This window comes from Pseudoalteromonas sp. G5_S1_54_S4 (genome assembly GCF_054968565.1).
Window position 1 is genome coordinate 24468 of record NZ_JBQKUL010000039.1, and the last position, 18814, is coordinate 43281.

Below are 18814 nucleotides of genomic sequence, written 5' to 3' on the forward strand. Positions count from 1 at the left end.
ATTGCGGTGACATAATATGAGTATTGCAAAGGATGCACTCAGCGGAGTGTCGTGGACAGCGGCTTCAACGCTAATTAAAGGGGGATTGCAGCTCGCCCAACTCATCGTGCTTGCACGTTATTTAACGCCTGCAGAGTTGGGTGTACTAGCCATTGTGCAATTGGTGGTGAGCTTTGCGCAAATATTTGGTGATGCGGGTATATCTAATGCGTTAATTTTCCATAAAAACTTAGTTAAAGATCAGCTAAACCAGTTATACATCGTTAATGTATTGTTGGGTGTGGTTATTTCTGCTTTGGTGTTTTTAATGGCGTTTCCAGTAGCGCTATTTTTTAATATGGAAGAGCTAACCCGATTACTCTGGTTTTTAGCACCGGTATTTTTAATACGTAGTTTTGGCCAGCAACCTTTAGCACTATTGCAACAGGCAATGCGGTTTAACAGTATTGCTAAAATAGAAGTGTTTGCTAGTATCGCTAGCTTTATTATGCTGCTCACACTCCTTGCCTTTGACTTAAGGTTACTTTCTGTAGTGATTGCTCAGCTTTCAAATGCGCTAATACTCAGTGGGTGTTTACTTATTGGTTTTAAACATTTGCGACCTAAGCTAACGAGATTAAAGTTAAGCAGTATCATAGAGCCTATTAAATACGGTTTGTACCAAACGGGCGAGAGTTTTGTTAACTTTATTAGCGCACAACTTGATCAGTTGTTAATAGGTAAGCTGCTTGGTGCTGAGGCGCTGGGTATTTATGCCTATGTAAAAGCACTTGTATTTAGGCCTGCATTGCAGCTTATTAATCCTGTGGTTAATAAAGTGGCGTTTCCGCTAATGGTTAATCATAAACACACACATAGCTTGGCAATACTTTATAGTATGATTTTGCGCTTGTTGAGCTTAATTAATATTCCTTTGTATAGCTTAATTGCACTTTTTCCAAGTTTGGTTCTTAGCTTAACATTTGGTGAGCAATGGCTTGAACATGCCGAGTTATTAAGGTGGTTAGCTTTATACATGCTGATTATTTCAATGATGAACCCAATTGGCGTGTTATTAAGAGCCAGCGGGCAAGTTAAGCGCGGTTTTTGGTGGAACATAGCAGTAACGATTATCAGACCACTGGTTATTATATTTAGTATTGAGCTAGGTATTGTTGAAATGGTTAAAATGCTGGTTTTACTTCAAGTAGTACTCTTTGTAATGCATTGGTGGTACTTAATTAAGCCTGTAAGCGGGTTATCTATAATTGCGCTGTGTAGCTCTTTTATGCCAGCTGTATTGGCTTTTTCAGCGGTGTCGCTGGTGCTTTTAGTGTTGGTACAGCCTTGGTTAACGTTGTCAGCGGTATATTTGTTTTTGCTTATTTGTATTGGTTATGTGTTCGCCATAGCACCACAGTTATTTAAAGTTTTTAAGTTTATTAGAGGGGCGTAGAATGCCTGGCATCGTAGGGTTTATTAATAAAAATTCATTACCCGATAATCACCCAAGTTTTTTAGAGGTTGCAGGCAATGTGGCAAGCAACTGGTGCGAAGGTGGTCAACTTCAGCAGTTAGTAAAAACCACTGCGGATATTGGTTATCATTGTTTTAATAACCAAAATTTGCATGTTGATATATGGGGCGATATTTACTCGCTGAATGGCACTGATTGTCAACAAAATGATATTGCCGAACTCATTGCTAATCAATATTTAATTGGAAATTTAAGCGAGTTGTGTAGCCAATTAAATGGGTATTTTACATTTACAATTTTTGATAAAAAAACGCAAAAAATTATACTAGTAACAGACCGTTATGGTATGAAGCCTCTTTATACATGGAGCTTGCATAACCAAATAAAGGGCTTTTCAAGTGAGCCAAAGGCACTGGTACTTCACCCAGGCTTTGAGCAGCAAATTGATATTAATGCGCTTAAAACTTATGTTGATGTCGGGCATATGCTGGGAGATCAAACATTATTTAATTCTATCAAGCGTGTAGCACCAGCAGCTATTATAACAATCGATATAAATACTGGTCAGTATGATACGGCGCGATATTGGAGTTGGTCTTATATTAAGGTCAATCATAATGTTAGTTTTGAAGACGCAGTAAATAAAGCGTACACCTTATTTGATAAAGCTGTAGCACGCTGTTTAGCCACAATGAAACAACATACGCTGGCAATTACTTTAAGTGGCGGCCTTGATTCGCGGGTATTACTTGCCGCAGCCAAGCAGCATTTTAAAGGGACAATAAAAACCTATACCTTTGGCGAGGCTGGTTGCGACGATGCGGTTATAGCTAAGCAAGTTGCTGATTTAGCTGGCGTATCTAACTTGCTTGTAGGTATAGATGAGCATAATTGGTTTTCAGGACGTGAACAAGGGGTGTGGTTAACCGACGGGTTAAAAAATATTTTGCATATGCATGCATTGAGTTCGGTAAATAAAATTGCTGCCGATTCTAATTATTTACTTAATGGATATTTAGGTGACGTTACCTTAGGTGGTAGTTATTTATTTAATTACGAACAAGCAGCATTAGAAAAAGAGCAGCGGATAGCTCAGCGATATTTTGAACATGTAGCTTATGCCAATATTACAGACCCATACTTTGATTATGTGAATGACGACCCTGTGTTGATTTATAACAGAGGTGTGCGTTTTATCGGCGCGGGTAGTGACTTACTGAGCCATGAACTGCATAACTTTAAGCCGTTTATGGATAATGACTTAGTTGACTTTTTATATTCTTTACCTGACGAATATCGGCGAAATGGTAAGCTTTATCATGCGATGCTATTACGTTATTACCCAGATTATTTTACAGAAATTCCTTGGCAACAAACGGGTAAACCAATCTCTTTGCAATCAAATGAGGTTGAACCTAGTACCAGCTCATTAAAGCAATCGCTAGTGAAATTAATTAAGGGCTCAGCATTTGAAGCTGTTGCCCGAAAGTTATACCGCAGTGTTGCGCCAAAAAGGCATTATGTAGCTTATGACGCATGGCTTAGAGAGCCGCAATTTAAAGCGTACATAACAAAAACATTATGCGCACCTAATAGTGAAGTTAAAAAATTATTAGGGAGTGAATATGTAGAGAATATTGTTACAGGTTTTTTCGCTATGAATGAATCAATCAGACCCGAAAAAATAGGCAGCTTATTAACAGTAGAGCTTTACCTAAAGCGCTTAGAATGATTGGCTTGTAACGCTACGTAATATGGTAAATGTAGGATAACTTTGCGATAATGCGTTGATGCTGTTTGTATATTTTATTTTGTCAGTGAATTGTATTTTTTAAAAAAATAAAGGCTTTTAATGAAAACTATTGTTGTTACCGGTGGTGCGGGCTTTATTGGCAGTGCTGTTATACGTTTTTTAATAAACGAGACGCCTCATAAAGTTATTAACTTAGATAAACTCACCTATGCAGGTAACCTTCAGTCCTTAAAAAGCATTGATAATTCTGAGCGTTATACTTTTGTGCAGGCCGATATTTGTGAACGTGCGCATATAGACGCATTACTGAATACACATAAACCCGATATTATAATGCACCTTGCGGCTGAGTCGCATGTTGACCGTTCAATTGACGGCCCCGGTGAATTTATTAAAACTAATATTGTAGGCACATATACACTATTAGAAGCTGCAAAAGATTATTGGAATACATTACCCGAAGCGCAAAAGTCGTCGTTTAGGTTTCATCATATCTCTACTGATGAGGTATACGGTGATTTACCCCATCCAGATGAATATAAGGCTAATGAAAAGTTACCGCTGTTTACTGAGCAAACAGCCTATGCGCCAAGTAGCCCATATTCAGCCAGTAAGGCGAGCTCTGACCACTTAGTGAGAGCCTGGCAGCGCACCTATGGCTTACCTGTCGTTATTACCAACTGTTCTAATAACTATGGTCCATTCCACTTTCCTGAAAAATTAATACCGCTAGTGATTTTAAATGCGTTAGAAGGTAAGTCGTTACCTATTTATGGTGATGGTTCACAAATACGTGACTGGCTGTACGTTGAAGATCATGCCCGTGCGTTATTTAAAGTGGCCACACAGGGTAAGGTGGGGCAAACGTATAATATTGGTGGTCATAATGAAAAAACCAATCTTGAAGTGGTCACCACTATTTGTAAAGAGCTTGATAAGTTAATCAGTGAAAAGCCCCAAGGGCTTAAATCGTTTGCTGACTTAATTACGTTTGTTAAAGACCGCCCTGGGCACGACAGACGTTATGCTATCGATGCATCAAAAATGGCCAATGAACTTCATTGGCAGCCACAAGAAACATTTGAGTCGGGTATTAGCAAAACGATTAACTGGTATTTAGATAATCAAGCGTGGTGTGAAAATGTACAAGATGGCTCGTATAAAAGAGAACGATTAGGGGCTTTGTAATTTTAAGTTGTGAATTTTTAATGTTGAATTGTAAGGTGTTTGCTAATTAAAAATTAAACATTAGAAATAACAAGGGACGTGTATGGCAAAACAAAATACAGTATTAGATAAAAGCTTTCAGTTTTCTATTCGTGTTGTGAAATTATATAAGTACTTGGTGAATGAGCATAAAGAGTTTGTGTTATCTAAGCAGTTACTTCGTTCAGGGACGTCAATTGGTGCAAATGTAAATGAAGCACAAGCAGCTCAGAGTAAGGCTGATTTTGTTGCCAAAATGAGTATTGCCAGCAAGGAAGCTCGTGAAACGCAGTATTGGATTAACTTACTCATTGAAACTGATTATTTAAATAGTAAAGAGTTATATGTAGAAACCTTACAAAAGGAAAGTAACGAGTTAGCTAAGTTACTAACAAGTATTGTAAAAACGTCACAGACTAACAAATAAGTATGGATATGAATAATTCAAAATTAAGCACTAAAAATTCATCATTACGCAGTACTAAGGGAATTATTTTAGCGGGAGGCAGTGGTTCTAGGTTACACCCAATCACTATGGGCGTATCTAAGCAAATTTTGCCAATTTACGATAAACCAATGATTTACTATCCGCTATCGGTACTTATGCTCGCTGGTATTCAAGATATTTTAATAATAACAACGCCACATGATCAGTCGCAATTTCAAACCTTGCTAGGTGATGGGAGTAATTTTGGAGTTAATTTAAACTATGCGATCCAAGAGAAACCAGAAGGATTAGCGCAAGCTTTTATTATAGGCGAAGATTTTATTGGCCAAGACTCAGTGTGTTTAATTTTAGGCGATAATATTTTTTATGGTGCTAACTTCTCGCCTAAATTAAAAGCAATGGCAAACATTGAACACGGTGCGTGTGTTTTTGCTTATCAAGTTAACGACCCAGAGCGCTTTGGTGTAGTGGAGGTTGATGGTAACTTTAATGGTATTTCAATAGAAGAAAAACCAGTAAAGCCTAAGTCTAATTATGCGGTTACAGGGCTGTATTTTTATGACAACACCGTTGTTGAAAAATCTAAAAAAGTTAAGCCTTCAGCGCGTGGTGAGTTAGAAATAACTGCGATTAATCAAGCTTATTTAGATGAATCAAAGTTAAAAGTTGAAGTGTTAGGGCGTGGTTTTGCGTGGCTTGATACCGGCACCCACGACAGCTTAATGGAAGCGTCGTTATTTGTTCAAACAGTTGAAAAACGACAAGGTTTTAAAATTGCTTGCTTACAAGAAATTGCCTATAAACAAGGCTGGTTAACCAAAGAGTCATTAATAGAGCAAGGTGAATCGCTTAAGAAAACAGGCTATGGTCAATATCTTTTGAAACTGGCTGAGGGTAAATATTAATGTCTCAATATACACACCAAGTAGCTGCTCCATCTGCTGATGAGAATGGGCTGGATCTTATTGAATTATGGTTAGTTTTATGGAATAGGAAGTGGCTGATTATCTCACTTTCATTTTTGTGCTGCGTGGGGATTTTGTTGTTTTCGTTAACATTACCGAACATGTATAAATCTTCTATATTGTTATCTCCTCAAAAACAAGAGCAGGGTGGTGGGTTAGCAGGTTTGGCTGGTCAGTTTGGTGGTTTAGCAAGCATTGCAGGCATAAACCTTGGCGGCTCTGGGGATGAAACAGGGGTTTATTTAGAAATAATCAAATCGAAAGATTTTTTATACGAGTTTATTAAAAATAATAATGTAAAAGTAAACCTATTTGCTGCAAACGAGTGGGATAAAGAATCGAATACGCTAAAACTTAACGATAGTGTATACAAAAACGGTCAGTGGTTGCTTGATGAGAAAACTCAAAAAACGTTAGAGCCCACACTGTATGAAACCTATGAACTTTTTTTGAAAAAATTAACGATAAATCAAGACAAGATAACAGGCTTAGTGGAAATTGAGTTTGAACATATTAATCCATACACCTCTAAAGAATATGTAGAGAATATTGTTAAGTTAATCAATAAATCTGTTAGGGAACGTGAAATAGCTGAGAAGAAAGATAGCATTAAATTTCTTAATGAGCAGCTATCTAAAACTAACGTGGCTGAGATGAAAAACGTGTTTTACACTATTATTGAAGAGCAAACTAAAGCAATGCTCTTAGCTGAAGTACGTAAAGAATTTGCATTTAAAATAATAGAGAGTCCGATAGTCGAAGAGCAAAAGTCAGCGCCAAATCGAGCGGTAATTTGTATTCTTGGTGCTATTTTTTCAGTGTTCTTTATATGCTCGATAATTTTGTTAGTTCACTTTATTCGAGAGAATAAAGTGCCAGAAAAAATCGAAAATTAGCCTGAAATTTGTGAATTACTAAATTGAATATCAAAGGTAATGTAAATAGGTATGAATTAGTTGATACTAAGTTATACATATCAGGATGCTTATTGCTTTTAAGTTGGCTTTTTGTGCCATTTATACTGTGGGTGTTTGGGCTGTTTTTATATGCGTTCGTAGTTAAGAAAACACCTTTTGATACTGTGCTAGCTATTATAATATCTCTACTACTGAGTATTTTAATAGCATCTCGTTACATAGGGTATTTATGGAATGGCTCTGATGATATGCCTTCCTATCTAATGGCCTATGAGCGCTATGATGATATATGGACTATGTTAAGTGTATCTCTAATTTACGCTAAACACGGTGATGTATTATTTAGCTTATATAGCTGGGGAGTTGCTTGTTTAAGTAATAATGATATTTACACATACTACTTTTTATCAGTTTTCATTACATATGGTTTGATCTGGAGGTTTTGCAAGGAAATTGACGGGCCGAGTCCACTCATCTGCTTTTTATTAATTATATTATTTTATAAGTTTTTTCAGTTTCAGTGGCACCTTATTAGAACATGTATGGCAGTGCCTATATTACTCATGGGTATTTGGTTCGCACAAAAGCATAAGAAAAAAGGTGCTCTAATTTTTATTTTAGGTGGGTTAATTCACTTTTCTACATTTGTTTTACTGCTCCCTTTACTTATTTTTAGTAAGCACCTAACTCGGCGTTGGACACTATCCCAGTTAATTGTAATGTTTATAGGTTTTATATTACTTGCTGTAATTGGGGTTGTGGCAATCAAAATATTAAGCACTGTTATAAATAACTATATGATTAATAAAATTTTAACGCGTTTGGTTTTTGAACCTAATTTTTCAAAGTTACCCCTTTTGTTATTTTTTATTGCTATTAACTTAATTGCTATACCTGGCTATTTAAAAACGAGCAATATTAAATATTTGAAACTATTTAATATAATGAGCTATTTAACTTTACTCAGTTTTGTTGCTCTATTTTTTATAGGTGAAGAGCTTCATAGGCTTATACTGCCATTGTATTTATTGTATGCACCATTACTACTTTTTGCATTAGAGTATTTAAAGCCAAAGTTTATTTCTGGTTTTTCCTTATTTTTACTAATCGGTTTTCATGTAGCTGCCTTTTCTTATGTGATATTCATAAACGAAAGTCAGTTTTTTTATAAAGGTGATAAGCATCGTCATCCACTTGAAAATAGTGGCTATGATTATCTTGTTATGTTTAAACGATACTGGAATACCGATGTTATTTATTATGATGGTTATCGTAATAAATAATTGAAAACCTCCATTTAGGTCAGAATATGAATAAATTAGTTACAGTAATAATACCTACTTTTAAGCGTGCAAATGCATTACCTAAAGCAATTGAAAGTGTAAAAAATCAGTCTTACAAAGAATGGGAAATTATTATTGTAGATGATAATGCCCCTCTGAGTGAGGAGCGAAAGCTTACAACCAAGGTTATGTCAGAATATAGTGACTCTGCTCAAATTAAATATATTTGCCACAGTGAAAACAAAGGTGCTTGCCAAGCGAGAAATACAGGCTTAGAAGCGGCTCGAGGTGACTACATTGCCTTTTTAGATGATGACGACCTGTGGATTGAAACAAAGCTTGATAAGCAGGTTTCTGCCTTAAACTCTAGCGGTGCAGATATTTGTTACTCTGATATGTATCAAGAATATAAAGGGCTAAGACGTTATTTTACTTGTGTAAACGATAATGATTTGTATGTATCATTACTTAAACAGGGATTTGGTATTTGTACTTCAGCGTTACTTATTTCAACTCAAGCTATGCGTGCAATTAATGGCTTTGATAACAGCTTACCTAGCATGCAAGATTATGATTTACTCTTACGATTATCGAAAAAGTATAATGCTATTCGTATAGCTGAGCCTCTAATTACCTATCAATTAGCTGACGATGGTATTTCGTGCAACCCGGTTAATAAAGCAAACGGGCATTTCGGGATTATAAATAAGCATCAAGAAGAATATAAGCGTTTAGCGCTTTATAGAGGTTTGGCTCGTCAATTCGAAAGTTTAGCCGATTTCGAACTAAGAAGTGGAAACCGGCTCAAGGCAATAAAACATTACCTTAAAGCACTGAGTGTTTTTTTTACCTCACCGCGTGTATTGGTGAAATTGGTAGTAGGGTCACTATTTGGCAAAGCACCTCTTGAATACTACTTAATGAAACGCTTAGAACATGAATCAACACGTATTGAGCGTAAGACCTAGTGGACTTGGTGCTTATTAAAAGTAAGTAAATGCAGGGTAATAATGCAAAAACTAATTAGAGTACTGTTTTTATCAAATATGGGACCTAGCATAAGCATGCCTAACTCAGGCAGGTTTGTGATGAACCAGTATGAAAGCTTAAAAGCTCAGCCCGATTTATTGCTAGATTATTATTATTTAACTCAAGAGAAAACGTCATTATTTGCTAGATTATTTAGGTATCCCGTTTTCTTTATGCGATTTGTAATGAGGTATGTGTTTTCAGCTCAAAAGCAGCATATAATTCACGTTCACTTTTATTTCCCAAATATCTTATTAGCAATTGCCTATAAGTTTTTTCGTAACTGGCACGTTAAAATTGTAGTGACATTTCATGGTAGTGACATTTATTTATACACACCACCTAGCTATTTATACAAAATGTGTACACGTTTTGTAGATAAATATATTTTTGTGAGTGAAAAGCTTAAAAAGCGTTTTTTTAAACCGGTTGAAAGTGTGGTGTTAAGTGCTGGTGTAAATGATGTTTTTTATCAGCAGCAGGGTCATACGAAGTGCATAAAAAACAAGTATGACTTTGTTTTTGTTGGACACTTAGACATAAATAAAGGGATAGAAAGGCTTGAAGAAATATTAGTAAGCTTTCCTTGTCAAGTGCGTGTTGCGATTGTGGGCGCGGGTGAGTGTGACTTTATTGAGCGTATAAAGGTAAATGAAAGAGTATCTATTACATACTTTGATAGCTTGACACCCACTGAGTTGGTAACAATTTATAACGAAAGTCAGTTGCTAGTTAATCTATCATATAATGAATCTTTTGGCTTAGTGATAAGTGAAGCAATGGCTTGTGGAACGCCTGTAATTGCAACAAAGACCGACGGATCGTGCGCTCAAATAATAAATGGCGTTAATGGTTTTTTAATTGCAAATGATGATAGTAGTGTTTGTACTGATATTATAAAAAGTATACACCATGTAATGGATTTACCTGAAAGTGATTATAAAGATTTGAGTGAACATGCTGTTAAGTCTGCACAACAATATCGTTTGTCGTCAGTTACAAAAGAAATTTCAAAAATTTACAAAGAGCTTCGGCTGAGCGCAATCAATGACTAATAAAGTAAATGTAGGCGGCGTTAATATAGTTGCATGCCCATCAATTAATGAGTTAATTGATACCTCTATTTTAAATTCAGATGGTGTTATTCCCGGCATGGCTATTGCTGTTAATCCTGAAAAGATAATAGCGGCAAAAAATGATCCCAATGTAATGGCTATTTTGCAAAGTGCGACTGTATGCTATCCCGATGGGGTTGGTGTTTCGTATGTTATGTCAAAGCGAACAGGGAGTAAGGTTGCTAGAATTCCAGGATGTGAACTTTGGGAGCGTTTAATGGAGCGCTCTATAGAGAAAAATATTCCTGTATATTTATTAGGTGCTACACAAAATACCGTAGCTCAAACACATGAAAAGTTAAGTGTGTTAGGTGTAAATGTAGTTGGTTTTAAAAATGGTTACTTTACTAAAGAGCAGCAGCAATTAGTTATAGATGAAATTGTTAGCTCGGGTGCAAAAATAGTGAGTGTTGCTTTAGGCTCTCCTAGACAAGAATTGTTTATTTTTGAATGTATGAAGCAAGCACCTCAAACTTTTTTTATGGGAGTGGGTGGGACATATGATGTTTTTACAGGGAATGTTAAACGTGCGCCTAAATTATTTAGAGCAACGAATTTAGAGTGGCTGTATCGGTTGTCATCCCAGCCATCACGTTTGTTTCGTCAAAGTAACTTACTAAAGTATATATATTTATATTTAACAAACAAGGTGTAGTTTGTTTTTAGTGACAATGTATAGTATTGATTAAATTGAGGTTTTAATGTTTAAAAAAGTATCAGTAATTGGTTTAGGTTATATTGGTTTACCAACTGCCGCCGTAATTGCTTCTCGTGGCATGGATGTAATAGGCGTTGATGTAAATCAGCATGCTGTTGATACCATAAATGCTGGTAATGTACACATTATAGAGCCCGATCTAGATATTGTTGTACGCAGCGCAGTGCAAGCGGGTAATTTGCGAGCTACTACAATACCAGAAAAAGCAGATGCATTTATGGTGGCGGTTCCCACTCCATTTAAAGAAAATTATGAAGCCGATTTAAGTTACATAGAATCGGCAGCGAAAGCAATTGCGCCAGTGCTTGAAAAAGGCAATTTAGTTATTTTAGAGTCAACTTCTCCTGTTGGGGCTACAGAAGAATTGGCTAAATGGCTGGCGGAAGCTCGTTCTGATTTAACATTCCCACAAACCCATGGAAGTGAGGCGGATATAAATGTTGCACATTGTCCTGAGCGTGTTTTACCGGGACATGTATTGCGAGAATTAGTTGAAAATGACCGTGTTATTGGCGGTATGTCTTCAGCTTGCTCTGAAAAAGCTGTTAAGTTATACAAGACCTTTGTTGCAGGAGAGTGCTTACTCACAACCGCTCGCACAGCTGAAATGGCAAAATTAACAGAGAATTCCTTTCGTGATGTAAATATTGCTTTTGCTAATGAATTATCGATGATTTGCGATAAACTAAATATAGACGTTTGGGAGCTTATTAAACTGGCTAACCGCCACCCACGCGTAAATATTTTAAACCCAGGCCCAGGTGTCGGCGGGCATTGTATTGCCGTAGACCCATGGTTTATTGTGAGCTCAGCACCTGACACAGCAAAGTTAATTCGCCAGGCCAGAGAAGTTAATGATAGCAAACCTTATTATGTTCTAAATCAGATTTTAGAGGCTCTTGAGCAATTTAAAAAGCCAATAGTTGCTTGTTTAGGTATTGCATTTAAAGCTGATATTGATGATTTACGTGAAAGCCCAGCTTTAGATATTACTAAAATGCTGGCTGAGAAAAACTGTGCAAAGGTTTTAGTGGTAGAACCAAATATTACTAAGCTACCTGAGTCTCTATCTAAACTAGGTGTTGAATTGGTAGCGCTAGAGGATGCTTTAGCTCAGAGTAACACCCTTGCTGTACTCGTTGATCATAAAGAGTTTAAAAGTATTGCTCCAGAGCAAATTGCTAAAAAAGTAATTGTTGATAGCCGCGGTATATTTTAATTTTTTAAAAAAGAAAAGAGCCTGCCATTTAAATTTGGTGGGCTTTATTATTTAGGAATAATATGAAAGTTTTAACTGTATTTGGTACTCGCCCTGAAGCAATCAAAATGGCGCCACTCGTATTAGCCTTAGCGCAAGAGCCGACTATTGATTCTAGGGTATGTGTAACTGCACAACACAGGGAAATGTTAGATCAAGTACTAGAACTTTTTAAAATTGTACCTGAATATGACTTAGACATCATGAAGCCAGGACAAGACCTATACGATATTACGAGTAAAATATTGTTGGGTTTGCGTGATGTTTTAGAAGAGTTTAAGCCGGATTGGGTTTTGGTACATGGTGATACGACAACAACGTTCTCAGCATCAATGGCAGCTTTTTACAAACAAGTTAAAGTAGGACATGTTGAAGCTGGTTTAAGAACAGGTGATTTATATAGCCCTTGGCCAGAAGAAGCAAATCGTACGCTAACAGGTGTTATTACTGCTAAGCATTTTGCACCTACTCAAGCATCAGCGAACAACCTATTACGCGAACATGTATCAAGTTCGAATATCGTTGTTACTGGTAATACGGTTATTGATGCATTATTACAGGTCAAAAATAAAGTACTCGCGACTGACTGCACGCAAAAAATGATGACCGAAAAGTTTGTTGATATTATTGATAAACCTTACGTATTAATAACGGGCCATCGTCGTGAAAGCTTTGGTGGTGGATTTGAGCGCATTTGTGAGTCTATTTCGCAATTGGCAGTTAAATATCCAAATTTTAATTTTGTTTACCCTGTGCATTTAAACCCTAATGTGCAAGAGCCTGTAAATCGTCTACTTGCGGATAAACCTAATGTTAAGCTTATAGAGCCACAAGATTATTTACCTTTTGTGTTTTTAATGGACCGGTCTTTCCTTATTTTAACTGACTCGGGCGGTGTGCAAGAAGAAGCGCCAAGTTTAGGTAAACCTGTATTAGTAATGCGTGATACAACTGAAAGACCTGAGGCTGTTGAAGCAGGTACAGTTAGGTTAGTCGGGACAGATGTAGCTAAAATAGTAAGTACCGTAAGCGAATTAATTGAATCGCCTTCGCTTTATAAGGAAATGAGCAGAGCACATAACCCTTATGGGGATGGACTAGCAAGCAAACGCATTATTGATAGCTTATTGAACAATATAGAGATAGAAAAATGAAAATAGCGGTTGTTGGTACTGGTTATGTTGGTTTATCAAATTCAATGTTATTAGCTCAGCATAACGAGGTAGTTGCTCTAGATATTGATCAAAATAAGATAAAATTACTTAATAACAAAAAATCTCCTATTGTTGATCAACAAATCGAAGAGTTTTTACAAAAACAAGAGTTAAATTTTATTGCTGTATCAGATAAAAAAACAGCTTATGAAAACGCAGACTTTGTAGTTATAGCCACTCCCACAGATTACGATGCACAAACCAATTACTTCAATACAAGTTCAGTTGAGGCTGTAATTACAGACGTATTAGCTATAAACCCTAATGCTACAATGATTATTAAATCAACGGTACCGGTTGGGTTTACTCAGTCTATTAAAGATAAGTTTAATTGTAAAAATATTATCTTTTCGCCAGAGTTTTTACGTGAAGGTAAGGCGCTTTACGATAACTTGTATCCGTCGCGTATTGTGGTGGGTGAGCAAAGCGAACGAGCAGCAATATTTGCAGGTTTACTTAAGCAAGGCGCCATAAAGCAAGATGTTGAGGTGCTATTTACCGACTCAACAGAAGCTGAAGCGATAAAGCTTTTTTCTAATACGTACTTAGCAATGCGAGTGGCATATTTTAATGAGCTTGATAGTTATGCTGAAGCACATGGGTTAAGTAGTAAACAAATAATTCAAGGGGTTGGTTTAGACCCACGCATAGGTAACCATTACAATAACCCTTCATTTGGTTATGGTGGCTACTGCCTACCTAAAGATACCAAACAGTTATTAGCAAATTACAAAGATGTTCCTAATAATATTATAGGTGCCATTGTTGATGCGAATCGAACACGAAAAGATTTTATTGCAGAATCAATTATTAATCGTAAACCTAAGGTGGTAGGTGTTTATCGGTTAGTAATGAAGTCGGGATCAGATAACTTTAGAGCCTCTGCCATTCAAGGTATTATGAAGCGCATCAAAGCAAAAGGAATTGAAGTTGTTGTTTTTGAGCCAGTACTTGAAGCTGATGAATTTTATCATTCTCGGGTAATCAAAGATTTAAATGAATTTAAGCAGCTTTCAGATGTTATTTTATCAAACCGTATGGTTGATGAACTGGCTGATATTGCTGATAAAGTTTATACGCGTGATTTATTTGGTAGTGATTAAAATATCGTTTAAGGCTTAAGTATACGGGCTGCGAGCGACGTGTTACGGGCGACGAGGAACGGGTTAAGTTTGACTGGTGTAGCAGCGGTTTTATTTCGTGTCTGGTTAAAGGCAAAGGTTCTAGGTATAAGGTAGAGATTAAGCCAAGCACGGTGTTTGGGTTAGACGTAGGCGGGGCTTTATGCCGCGCAAATGTAGCAGCGACTTTATGTAGCGTCTGTTAGTGATTTTATTTACCACAGAGGGTAAAGAGAACACAGAGGAAGAGATAAAAATAGCCTGTAGTCGGGGCTTTATGCCGCGCAGTTTTGGTTTGTGTTCATGGACGACGGGCGACGGGCCTAAAACCTAATAACGACGCGGGGTGAACCCGCTGCTACAGATATTTAAAAACCTTGCGATGTTAACCGCAAGGTTTTTAAATACCTAAAACCTAAAACCTAAAACCTAAAACCTAAAACCTAAAACCTAAAACCTAAAATCTTCATGAAGGCGCTGCCAATGAGTTTTAAGTTGTTGTTTATGTGCTTTACTCATTGGTAAATTCTTAATCGCATCTGGCCATTGTGTACGCGCTTTATTAATTACATCATCTAAATGAGGTTTTATAGCTCGCCAAGGAGTGTCTGCTTTTTTAGACCAGTATTCAAAATGTTTATAAGAGATATCGTACCATGCTTTTGTTTTCGCGAGGTTGAGTGCAAAATGTTGCTCATTTGCAATGTAAACACTGGTTGTAACTATATCATAAGCAGGTGATAGCCTTGGCGTTGTTTGGTCTGAATATAATAAACTCCAATTTTTTAGGTGAGCGTCACCATTAGCTAGCAGAATATTAGCAAGTAAACGTCTTGCTAGCTGTTGCACATCAGCGAGTCCATCCTCTGAAAATTGATATAAGATCCTTGCTATTTGCTCATAGTTTCCTGAATTGTATTTATCGTGTGGGTACTTAACGAGTACTTGTGCAAAATCTTCCATGTGAATTCGTTGATTGCTTTGCCTATCGAATCGCTTTATTGCAAACGCTAGTTTTTCATCAGGTAAATTAATTTGAGGTAAATTATCTAATTGTTCAATATTAACTAGTTTTATATCCGGAATATCCACACCTACCATTGACGCTAAAGTCATGGATGTAAACTCATTAGTAGGCACATCTTTATGTTTAGTTGAGGGGGTTTTTATGATCCAATCACCTAACACATTATCACGTGCTAAATTATATCGGCCGTCTTTTTCTTTCATAGAAAATTTCATTTGGACACCAGCCAAAGAAAATTTATTCTCTTGATTTAACTTGTCAAAATTCACCGCAGTTACTTGGCCATGACTATTAAATAGGCTAATTGGAACATCCTCAGGCTTCATTGGTTCAGCAACTAAAGCACCTGGTAAGTCCATTCCGAGGTACGAAAGGATGTGAAACTCATTATCTACATGAGTTTTAAGGCCTTGAGCTATTAGTTCGCGTAATGAACCTTCTGGTAGTAGGTTTGATAGTATGGGGTGAACGCGTTGGTTTGTTACCCAAGGTTCTGACATCATTTTTTCAGCTCGTGGGAAGTTTGGATGTGTAGTTAAGCTAAATGTTGGCCTCGTTTTATTTAAACGAAAGCTTTCATCGAAGTGGAATATGTTTAAGCCATTTTTACCCCCAGCAAGAAAGCCTACTACATGGCCATGCAGTGTTAACTTTAAAACATTAATTTCCATGTTCATCCTCATCCTCTAGTAATCCTTTCCATGGATCTTCAGATACAGTTATTTTTTGTAGGCTTTGATTAGGCTTTTGGTGTTCGGTTGGTATGTTGCCATCACTGTTTTTGAGGGCTGCTAATACCACACTCATTTTTTCTTTCGGTATTAACATTATTTCACTATTAAGCCCTTGAGCTACTAATGTTAGCGTATCTAATCTGGGATTGCCTTTTGCTTCAAGTCGCTGGTATTGTTGCCTAGAAATACCAATGCGCATGGGCATTTCATTTTGTTTTATTTTTAGAGCAAGACGACGGTTTTTTATTTGCTGTAGAAGGTTCATTTAAGGAAACTAATAAGTTGCTTTTTAAATTTATAGAAACATATTAGTTGCTATTGTTGTTTTTAGCAACTTAAGTGTTGCTATTTTATACTGTACTCGGGTTGCGAGTTACGGGCGACGGGCGACGGGCGACGGGCCTAAAACCTAATAACGACGCGGGGTGAACCCGCTGCTACAGGTATTTAAAAACCTTGCGATATTAACCGCAAGGTTTTTAAATTTCTCGAAGCTCGAAGCTCGAAGCTCGAAGCTCGAAGCTCGAAGCTCGAAGCTCGAACCTCGAACCTATCCCTTGCCAATTTCTACCGTCACCTCATCTCCCAATATTTCTCTGTATTTTGCTGCGAGTGCATTTTTAGCGTCATCATCGCCGTGAACAATTTTTATATGGCTGGGCTTTTTGCGCATACCGGTTACAAATTTGATGAGACCTGCCTGATCTGCATGAGCACTATAACCGCTTATAGTGTGTATTTTTGCGTTAATATTCACCCTAGTATTATTTATCAACACATAGCCATTTTGTGGGCCATAGGTTTGTATATCGCGACCCAGCGTGCCGCGCCCTTGGTAACCTACAAAGAGTACATCGGTGGTTTTGTCGGTTAAAAATCGCTCTAAGTAATTAACTATACGCCCGCCGGTGCACATACCGCTTGCAGCTAGAATAATTGCAGGTGTTTGGCGGCTGGCTAAGTAATTTATTAACGCTAAGTGCTCGCTATGGGTGTTTATTGTAGTGAGGTTTTCAAAGTCGAGAGGGTGGCGGCCTTTGGCTACTTTTTGTTTTGCCTCTTCATCCCATAAGTATTTAAACTTTCGGTACTGCTGAGTAAAATTAGCCGCCATGGGGGAGTCGAGTATTACTTGTATTGTGCGCCAAGGTGAGTTTTTAGCAGAAGCATGAATAAGTTGTTCAAGCTCGTATAACAGTTCTTGCGTGCGGCCAATACTAAAGGCAGGCACAAGAACGATGCCGTTGTCGGCAACAGCGCGTTCAATCACGTTTTTTAAGGTTTGCGTACGCTGCTTGCGGCCTTGGTGATTTTTATCACCATAAGTTGACTCTATGACTAAGGTATCGGCTTTATAGGGCGCTTTAGGTGCGGGTAGTAAAGGCGTATGGGGCGCCCCTAAATCGCCTGAAAATACGACCCGATGACTGTTTTTAGCTTTACGACTTGGTCTATTTATATCTATTTCTACATAAGCGGAGCCTAAAATATGCCCTGCTCGTTGTAGTCGGGCTTTCGCTGTGTGTTCACCTTTGCAAGGAAGCTCAAACCAGGCTTTAAAGTCTACAGCTACAACTTGTTGTTTAAGTAGCCTTAAGCAGGTATCTATTATTTTTTGATCTCGCGTAACGCCCACTTTTAATGCATCTTCAATGATTAACGGCAGTAAGCTTGCTGATGCGACAGAGGTAAATATTGGCCCTATAAAGCCAGCCATTAACAAATAGGGAATCCGGCCAACATGATCAATATGGCAATGGGTAACTATTAATGCGCGAACAGTGTCTATATTAAATTCAATGCTTAGATCATCTACAGAATCTTCACCCTGGAATAGTCCGCAATCAATTAGAAAAGAGCTTTGGTCGTTTATTATCAGCTGGTGGCATGATCCTGTTACGCCATTGACTGCTCCGTGGTGAAGTATTTTCATGAGGGTCCTTATTGCTTGTTTTGTACAAGGCGGGGCTTTATGCCGCGCATTTTAATCTTTGTAGATAGGCCTAAAGAACTTGCGCGAGGTAAACTCCCGCCTACAAATTTTCAATTGCATTTACAAACTTAGGCCTACGGGTATTATATTTTATTTTAAATAAATACAATCCCAAAATGGGTAATCACCAACGTTATTAACGATATTAGCTCTAAGTGGGTTTGCTACTATATAACGCGCGTAGTTAATTAGGTCTTTTTCATCTCGGATCATATGATCGTAATAATCACTTTGCCAAAGCTTATTAATTTTGTGATGATCTCGGGCAAGTTTGGTGCAACGGCCTTTAAATAGCCTAATTAAGGCGCTTAAATGCATGCTTACTTTTAATTGAAAAATCCAATGTATATGGTCTGGCATTAAGACAAAAGCAATACTTTCACAAGCATCTTCTAATTCAAGTTTCTTAATTTCAAAAATTATTTTTCTATTGAGACCAAGGTCGTTTAATAATTTTTGTCTGTTATTAATGACTAGAGTTACGCAGTAATAGTGATTGGGAATTGAAATACGACCTTTCCTTAGGTTTTGTGATTTTTTCATTTTTATATCTTGTGGTTTTATAGGTAAATATAGC

At 37.3% G+C, this 18814-nt stretch carries 17 protein-coding genes; 13 read left to right on the forward strand and 4 right to left on the reverse strand.

Annotated elements, in window-relative coordinates:
• Window positions 1-16 precede the first annotated feature (16 nt).
• From ACTRWE_RS14305 to ACTRWE_RS14365, 13 genes are all read left to right on the forward strand, one after another.
• A complete protein-coding gene (locus tag ACTRWE_RS14305; protein ID WP_462880182.1) occupies window positions 17-1435 on the forward strand; it encodes an MOP flippase family protein in 1419 nt (472 codons plus the stop codon).
• Window position 1436: 1 nt separating this feature from the next.
• Window positions 1437-3188 carry an asparagine synthase-related protein gene (locus ACTRWE_RS14310; protein ID WP_462880183.1) on the forward strand — a complete coding sequence of 584 codons (1752 nt, stop codon included), beginning with the start codon at window positions 1437-1439 and terminating at the stop codon, window positions 3186-3188.
• Between the two features lie 120 nt (window positions 3189-3308).
• On the forward strand, window positions 3309-4397 hold the full coding sequence (rfbB, locus tag ACTRWE_RS14315) for a dTDP-glucose 4,6-dehydratase (protein ID WP_462880184.1): 1089 nt from the start codon (window positions 3309-3311) through the stop codon (window positions 4395-4397).
• A gap of 82 nt (window positions 4398-4479) precedes the next feature.
• Entirely contained in the window at window positions 4480-4842 is a 363-nt protein-coding gene (locus ACTRWE_RS14320; RefSeq protein WP_462880185.1) for a four helix bundle protein, read from the forward strand.
• An 8-nt stretch (window positions 4843-4850) separates the two neighbouring features.
• Complete coding sequence (gene rfbA / locus ACTRWE_RS14325; RefSeq protein WP_462880186.1) at window positions 4851-5768, forward strand: glucose-1-phosphate thymidylyltransferase RfbA; 918 nt, start codon at window positions 4851-4853, stop codon at window positions 5766-5768.
• Window positions 5768-6724, forward strand: a complete 957-nt coding sequence (locus tag ACTRWE_RS14330; protein ID WP_462880187.1) for a Wzz/FepE/Etk N-terminal domain-containing protein — start codon at window positions 5768-5770, stop codon at window positions 6722-6724. The genes rfbA and ACTRWE_RS14330 overlap by 1 nt, the downstream gene beginning before the upstream one ends.
• A gap of 23 nt (window positions 6725-6747) precedes the next feature.
• Window positions 6748-8028 carry an EpsG family protein gene (locus tag ACTRWE_RS14335; protein ID WP_462880188.1) on the forward strand — a complete coding sequence of 427 codons (1281 nt, stop codon included), beginning with the start codon at window positions 6748-6750 and terminating at the stop codon, window positions 8026-8028.
• A gap of 26 nt (window positions 8029-8054) precedes the next feature.
• Complete coding sequence (locus tag ACTRWE_RS14340) at window positions 8055-8996, forward strand: glycosyltransferase family 2 protein (protein ID WP_462880189.1); 942 nt, start codon at window positions 8055-8057, stop codon at window positions 8994-8996.
• A 42-nt stretch (window positions 8997-9038) separates the two neighbouring features.
• Window positions 9039-10112 carry a glycosyltransferase family 4 protein gene (locus tag ACTRWE_RS14345; protein ID WP_462880190.1) on the forward strand — a complete coding sequence of 358 codons (1074 nt, stop codon included), beginning with the start codon at window positions 9039-9041 and terminating at the stop codon, window positions 10110-10112.
• Window positions 10105-10827 carry a WecB/TagA/CpsF family glycosyltransferase gene (locus ACTRWE_RS14350; protein ID WP_462880191.1) on the forward strand — a complete coding sequence of 241 codons (723 nt, stop codon included), beginning with the start codon at window positions 10105-10107 and terminating at the stop codon, window positions 10825-10827. The genes ACTRWE_RS14345 and ACTRWE_RS14350 overlap by 8 nt, the downstream gene beginning before the upstream one ends.
• A gap of 46 nt (window positions 10828-10873) precedes the next feature.
• Complete coding sequence (gene wecC / locus ACTRWE_RS14355) at window positions 10874-12109, forward strand: UDP-N-acetyl-D-mannosamine dehydrogenase (RefSeq protein ID WP_462880192.1); 1236 nt, start codon at window positions 10874-10876, stop codon at window positions 12107-12109.
• A gap of 62 nt (window positions 12110-12171) precedes the next feature.
• Window positions 12172-13302 (forward strand): non-hydrolyzing UDP-N-acetylglucosamine 2-epimerase, encoded by a 1131-nt coding sequence (gene wecB, locus ACTRWE_RS14360; RefSeq protein WP_462880193.1) that lies wholly within the window; start codon window positions 12172-12174, stop codon window positions 13300-13302.
• Window positions 13299-14465: a nucleotide sugar dehydrogenase gene (locus tag ACTRWE_RS14365; protein WP_462880194.1), complete on the forward strand. Its 1167-nt coding sequence runs from the start codon at window positions 13299-13301 to the stop codon at window positions 14463-14465. Before wecB ends, ACTRWE_RS14365 begins: the two co-directional genes overlap by 4 nt.
• A 468-nt stretch (window positions 14466-14933) precedes the next feature.
• Here ACTRWE_RS14365 and ACTRWE_RS14370 read toward each other — a convergent pair whose 3' ends face one another.
• The 4 genes from ACTRWE_RS14370 to ACTRWE_RS14385 all read right to left on the reverse strand — a co-directional run.
• Window positions 14934-16181 (reverse strand): type II toxin-antitoxin system HipA family toxin, encoded by a 1248-nt coding sequence (locus tag ACTRWE_RS14370; RefSeq protein ID WP_462880195.1) that lies wholly within the window; start codon window positions 16179-16181, stop codon window positions 14934-14936.
• Window positions 16171-16509, reverse strand: coding sequence for a helix-turn-helix transcriptional regulator (locus ACTRWE_RS14375; RefSeq protein WP_008110891.1), 339 nt, complete (start codon window positions 16507-16509; stop codon window positions 16171-16173). The genes ACTRWE_RS14370 and ACTRWE_RS14375 overlap by 11 nt, the downstream gene beginning before the upstream one ends.
• Window positions 16510-16794: 285 nt before the next feature.
• On the reverse strand, window positions 16795-18177 hold the full coding sequence (locus ACTRWE_RS14380; protein ID WP_462880196.1) for an MBL fold metallo-hydrolase RNA specificity domain-containing protein: 1383 nt from the start codon (window positions 18175-18177) through the stop codon (window positions 16795-16797).
• A gap of 150 nt (window positions 18178-18327) precedes the next feature.
• A partial coding sequence (locus ACTRWE_RS14385) for an REP-associated tyrosine transposase (RefSeq protein WP_462880197.1) occupies window positions 18328-18814 on the reverse strand: 487 nt, incomplete at its 5' end.

Coding starts and splice junctions, on each gene's coding strand:
- ACTRWE_RS14310 (WP_462880183.1), top strand. CDS start 1,437: ATGCCTGGCATCGTAGGGTTTATTAATAAAAATTCATTACCCGATAAT.
- ACTRWE_RS14340 (WP_462880189.1), top strand. CDS start 8,055: ATGAATAAATTAGTTACAGTAATAATACCTACTTTTAAGCGTGCAAAT.
- ACTRWE_RS14320 (WP_462880185.1), top strand. CDS start 4,480: ATGGCAAAACAAAATACAGTATTAGATAAAAGCTTTCAGTTTTCTATT.
- ACTRWE_RS14380 (WP_462880196.1), bottom strand. CDS start 18,177: ATGAAAATACTTCACCACGGAGCAGTCAATGGCGTAACAGGATCATGC.
- ACTRWE_RS14375 (WP_008110891.1), bottom strand. CDS start 16,509: ATGAACCTTCTACAGCAAATAAAAAACCGTCGTCTTGCTCTAAAAATA.
- rfbB (WP_462880184.1), top strand. CDS start 3,309: ATGAAAACTATTGTTGTTACCGGTGGTGCGGGCTTTATTGGCAGTGCT.
- wecB (WP_462880193.1), top strand. CDS start 12,172: ATGAAAGTTTTAACTGTATTTGGTACTCGCCCTGAAGCAATCAAAATG.
- wecC (WP_462880192.1), top strand. CDS start 10,874: ATGTTTAAAAAAGTATCAGTAATTGGTTTAGGTTATATTGGTTTACCA.
- ACTRWE_RS14330 (WP_462880187.1), top strand. CDS start 5,768: ATGTCTCAATATACACACCAAGTAGCTGCTCCATCTGCTGATGAGAAT.
- ACTRWE_RS14305 (WP_462880182.1), top strand. CDS start 17: ATGAGTATTGCAAAGGATGCACTCAGCGGAGTGTCGTGGACAGCGGCT.
- ACTRWE_RS14365 (WP_462880194.1), top strand. CDS start 13,299: ATGAAAATAGCGGTTGTTGGTACTGGTTATGTTGGTTTATCAAATTCA.
- rfbA (WP_462880186.1), top strand. CDS start 4,851: ATGAATAATTCAAAATTAAGCACTAAAAATTCATCATTACGCAGTACT.
- ACTRWE_RS14350 (WP_462880191.1), top strand. CDS start 10,105: ATGACTAATAAAGTAAATGTAGGCGGCGTTAATATAGTTGCATGCCCA.
- ACTRWE_RS14370 (WP_462880195.1), bottom strand. CDS start 16,181: ATGGAAATTAATGTTTTAAAGTTAACACTGCATGGCCATGTAGTAGGC.
- ACTRWE_RS14345 (WP_462880190.1), top strand. CDS start 9,039: ATGCAAAAACTAATTAGAGTACTGTTTTTATCAAATATGGGACCTAGC.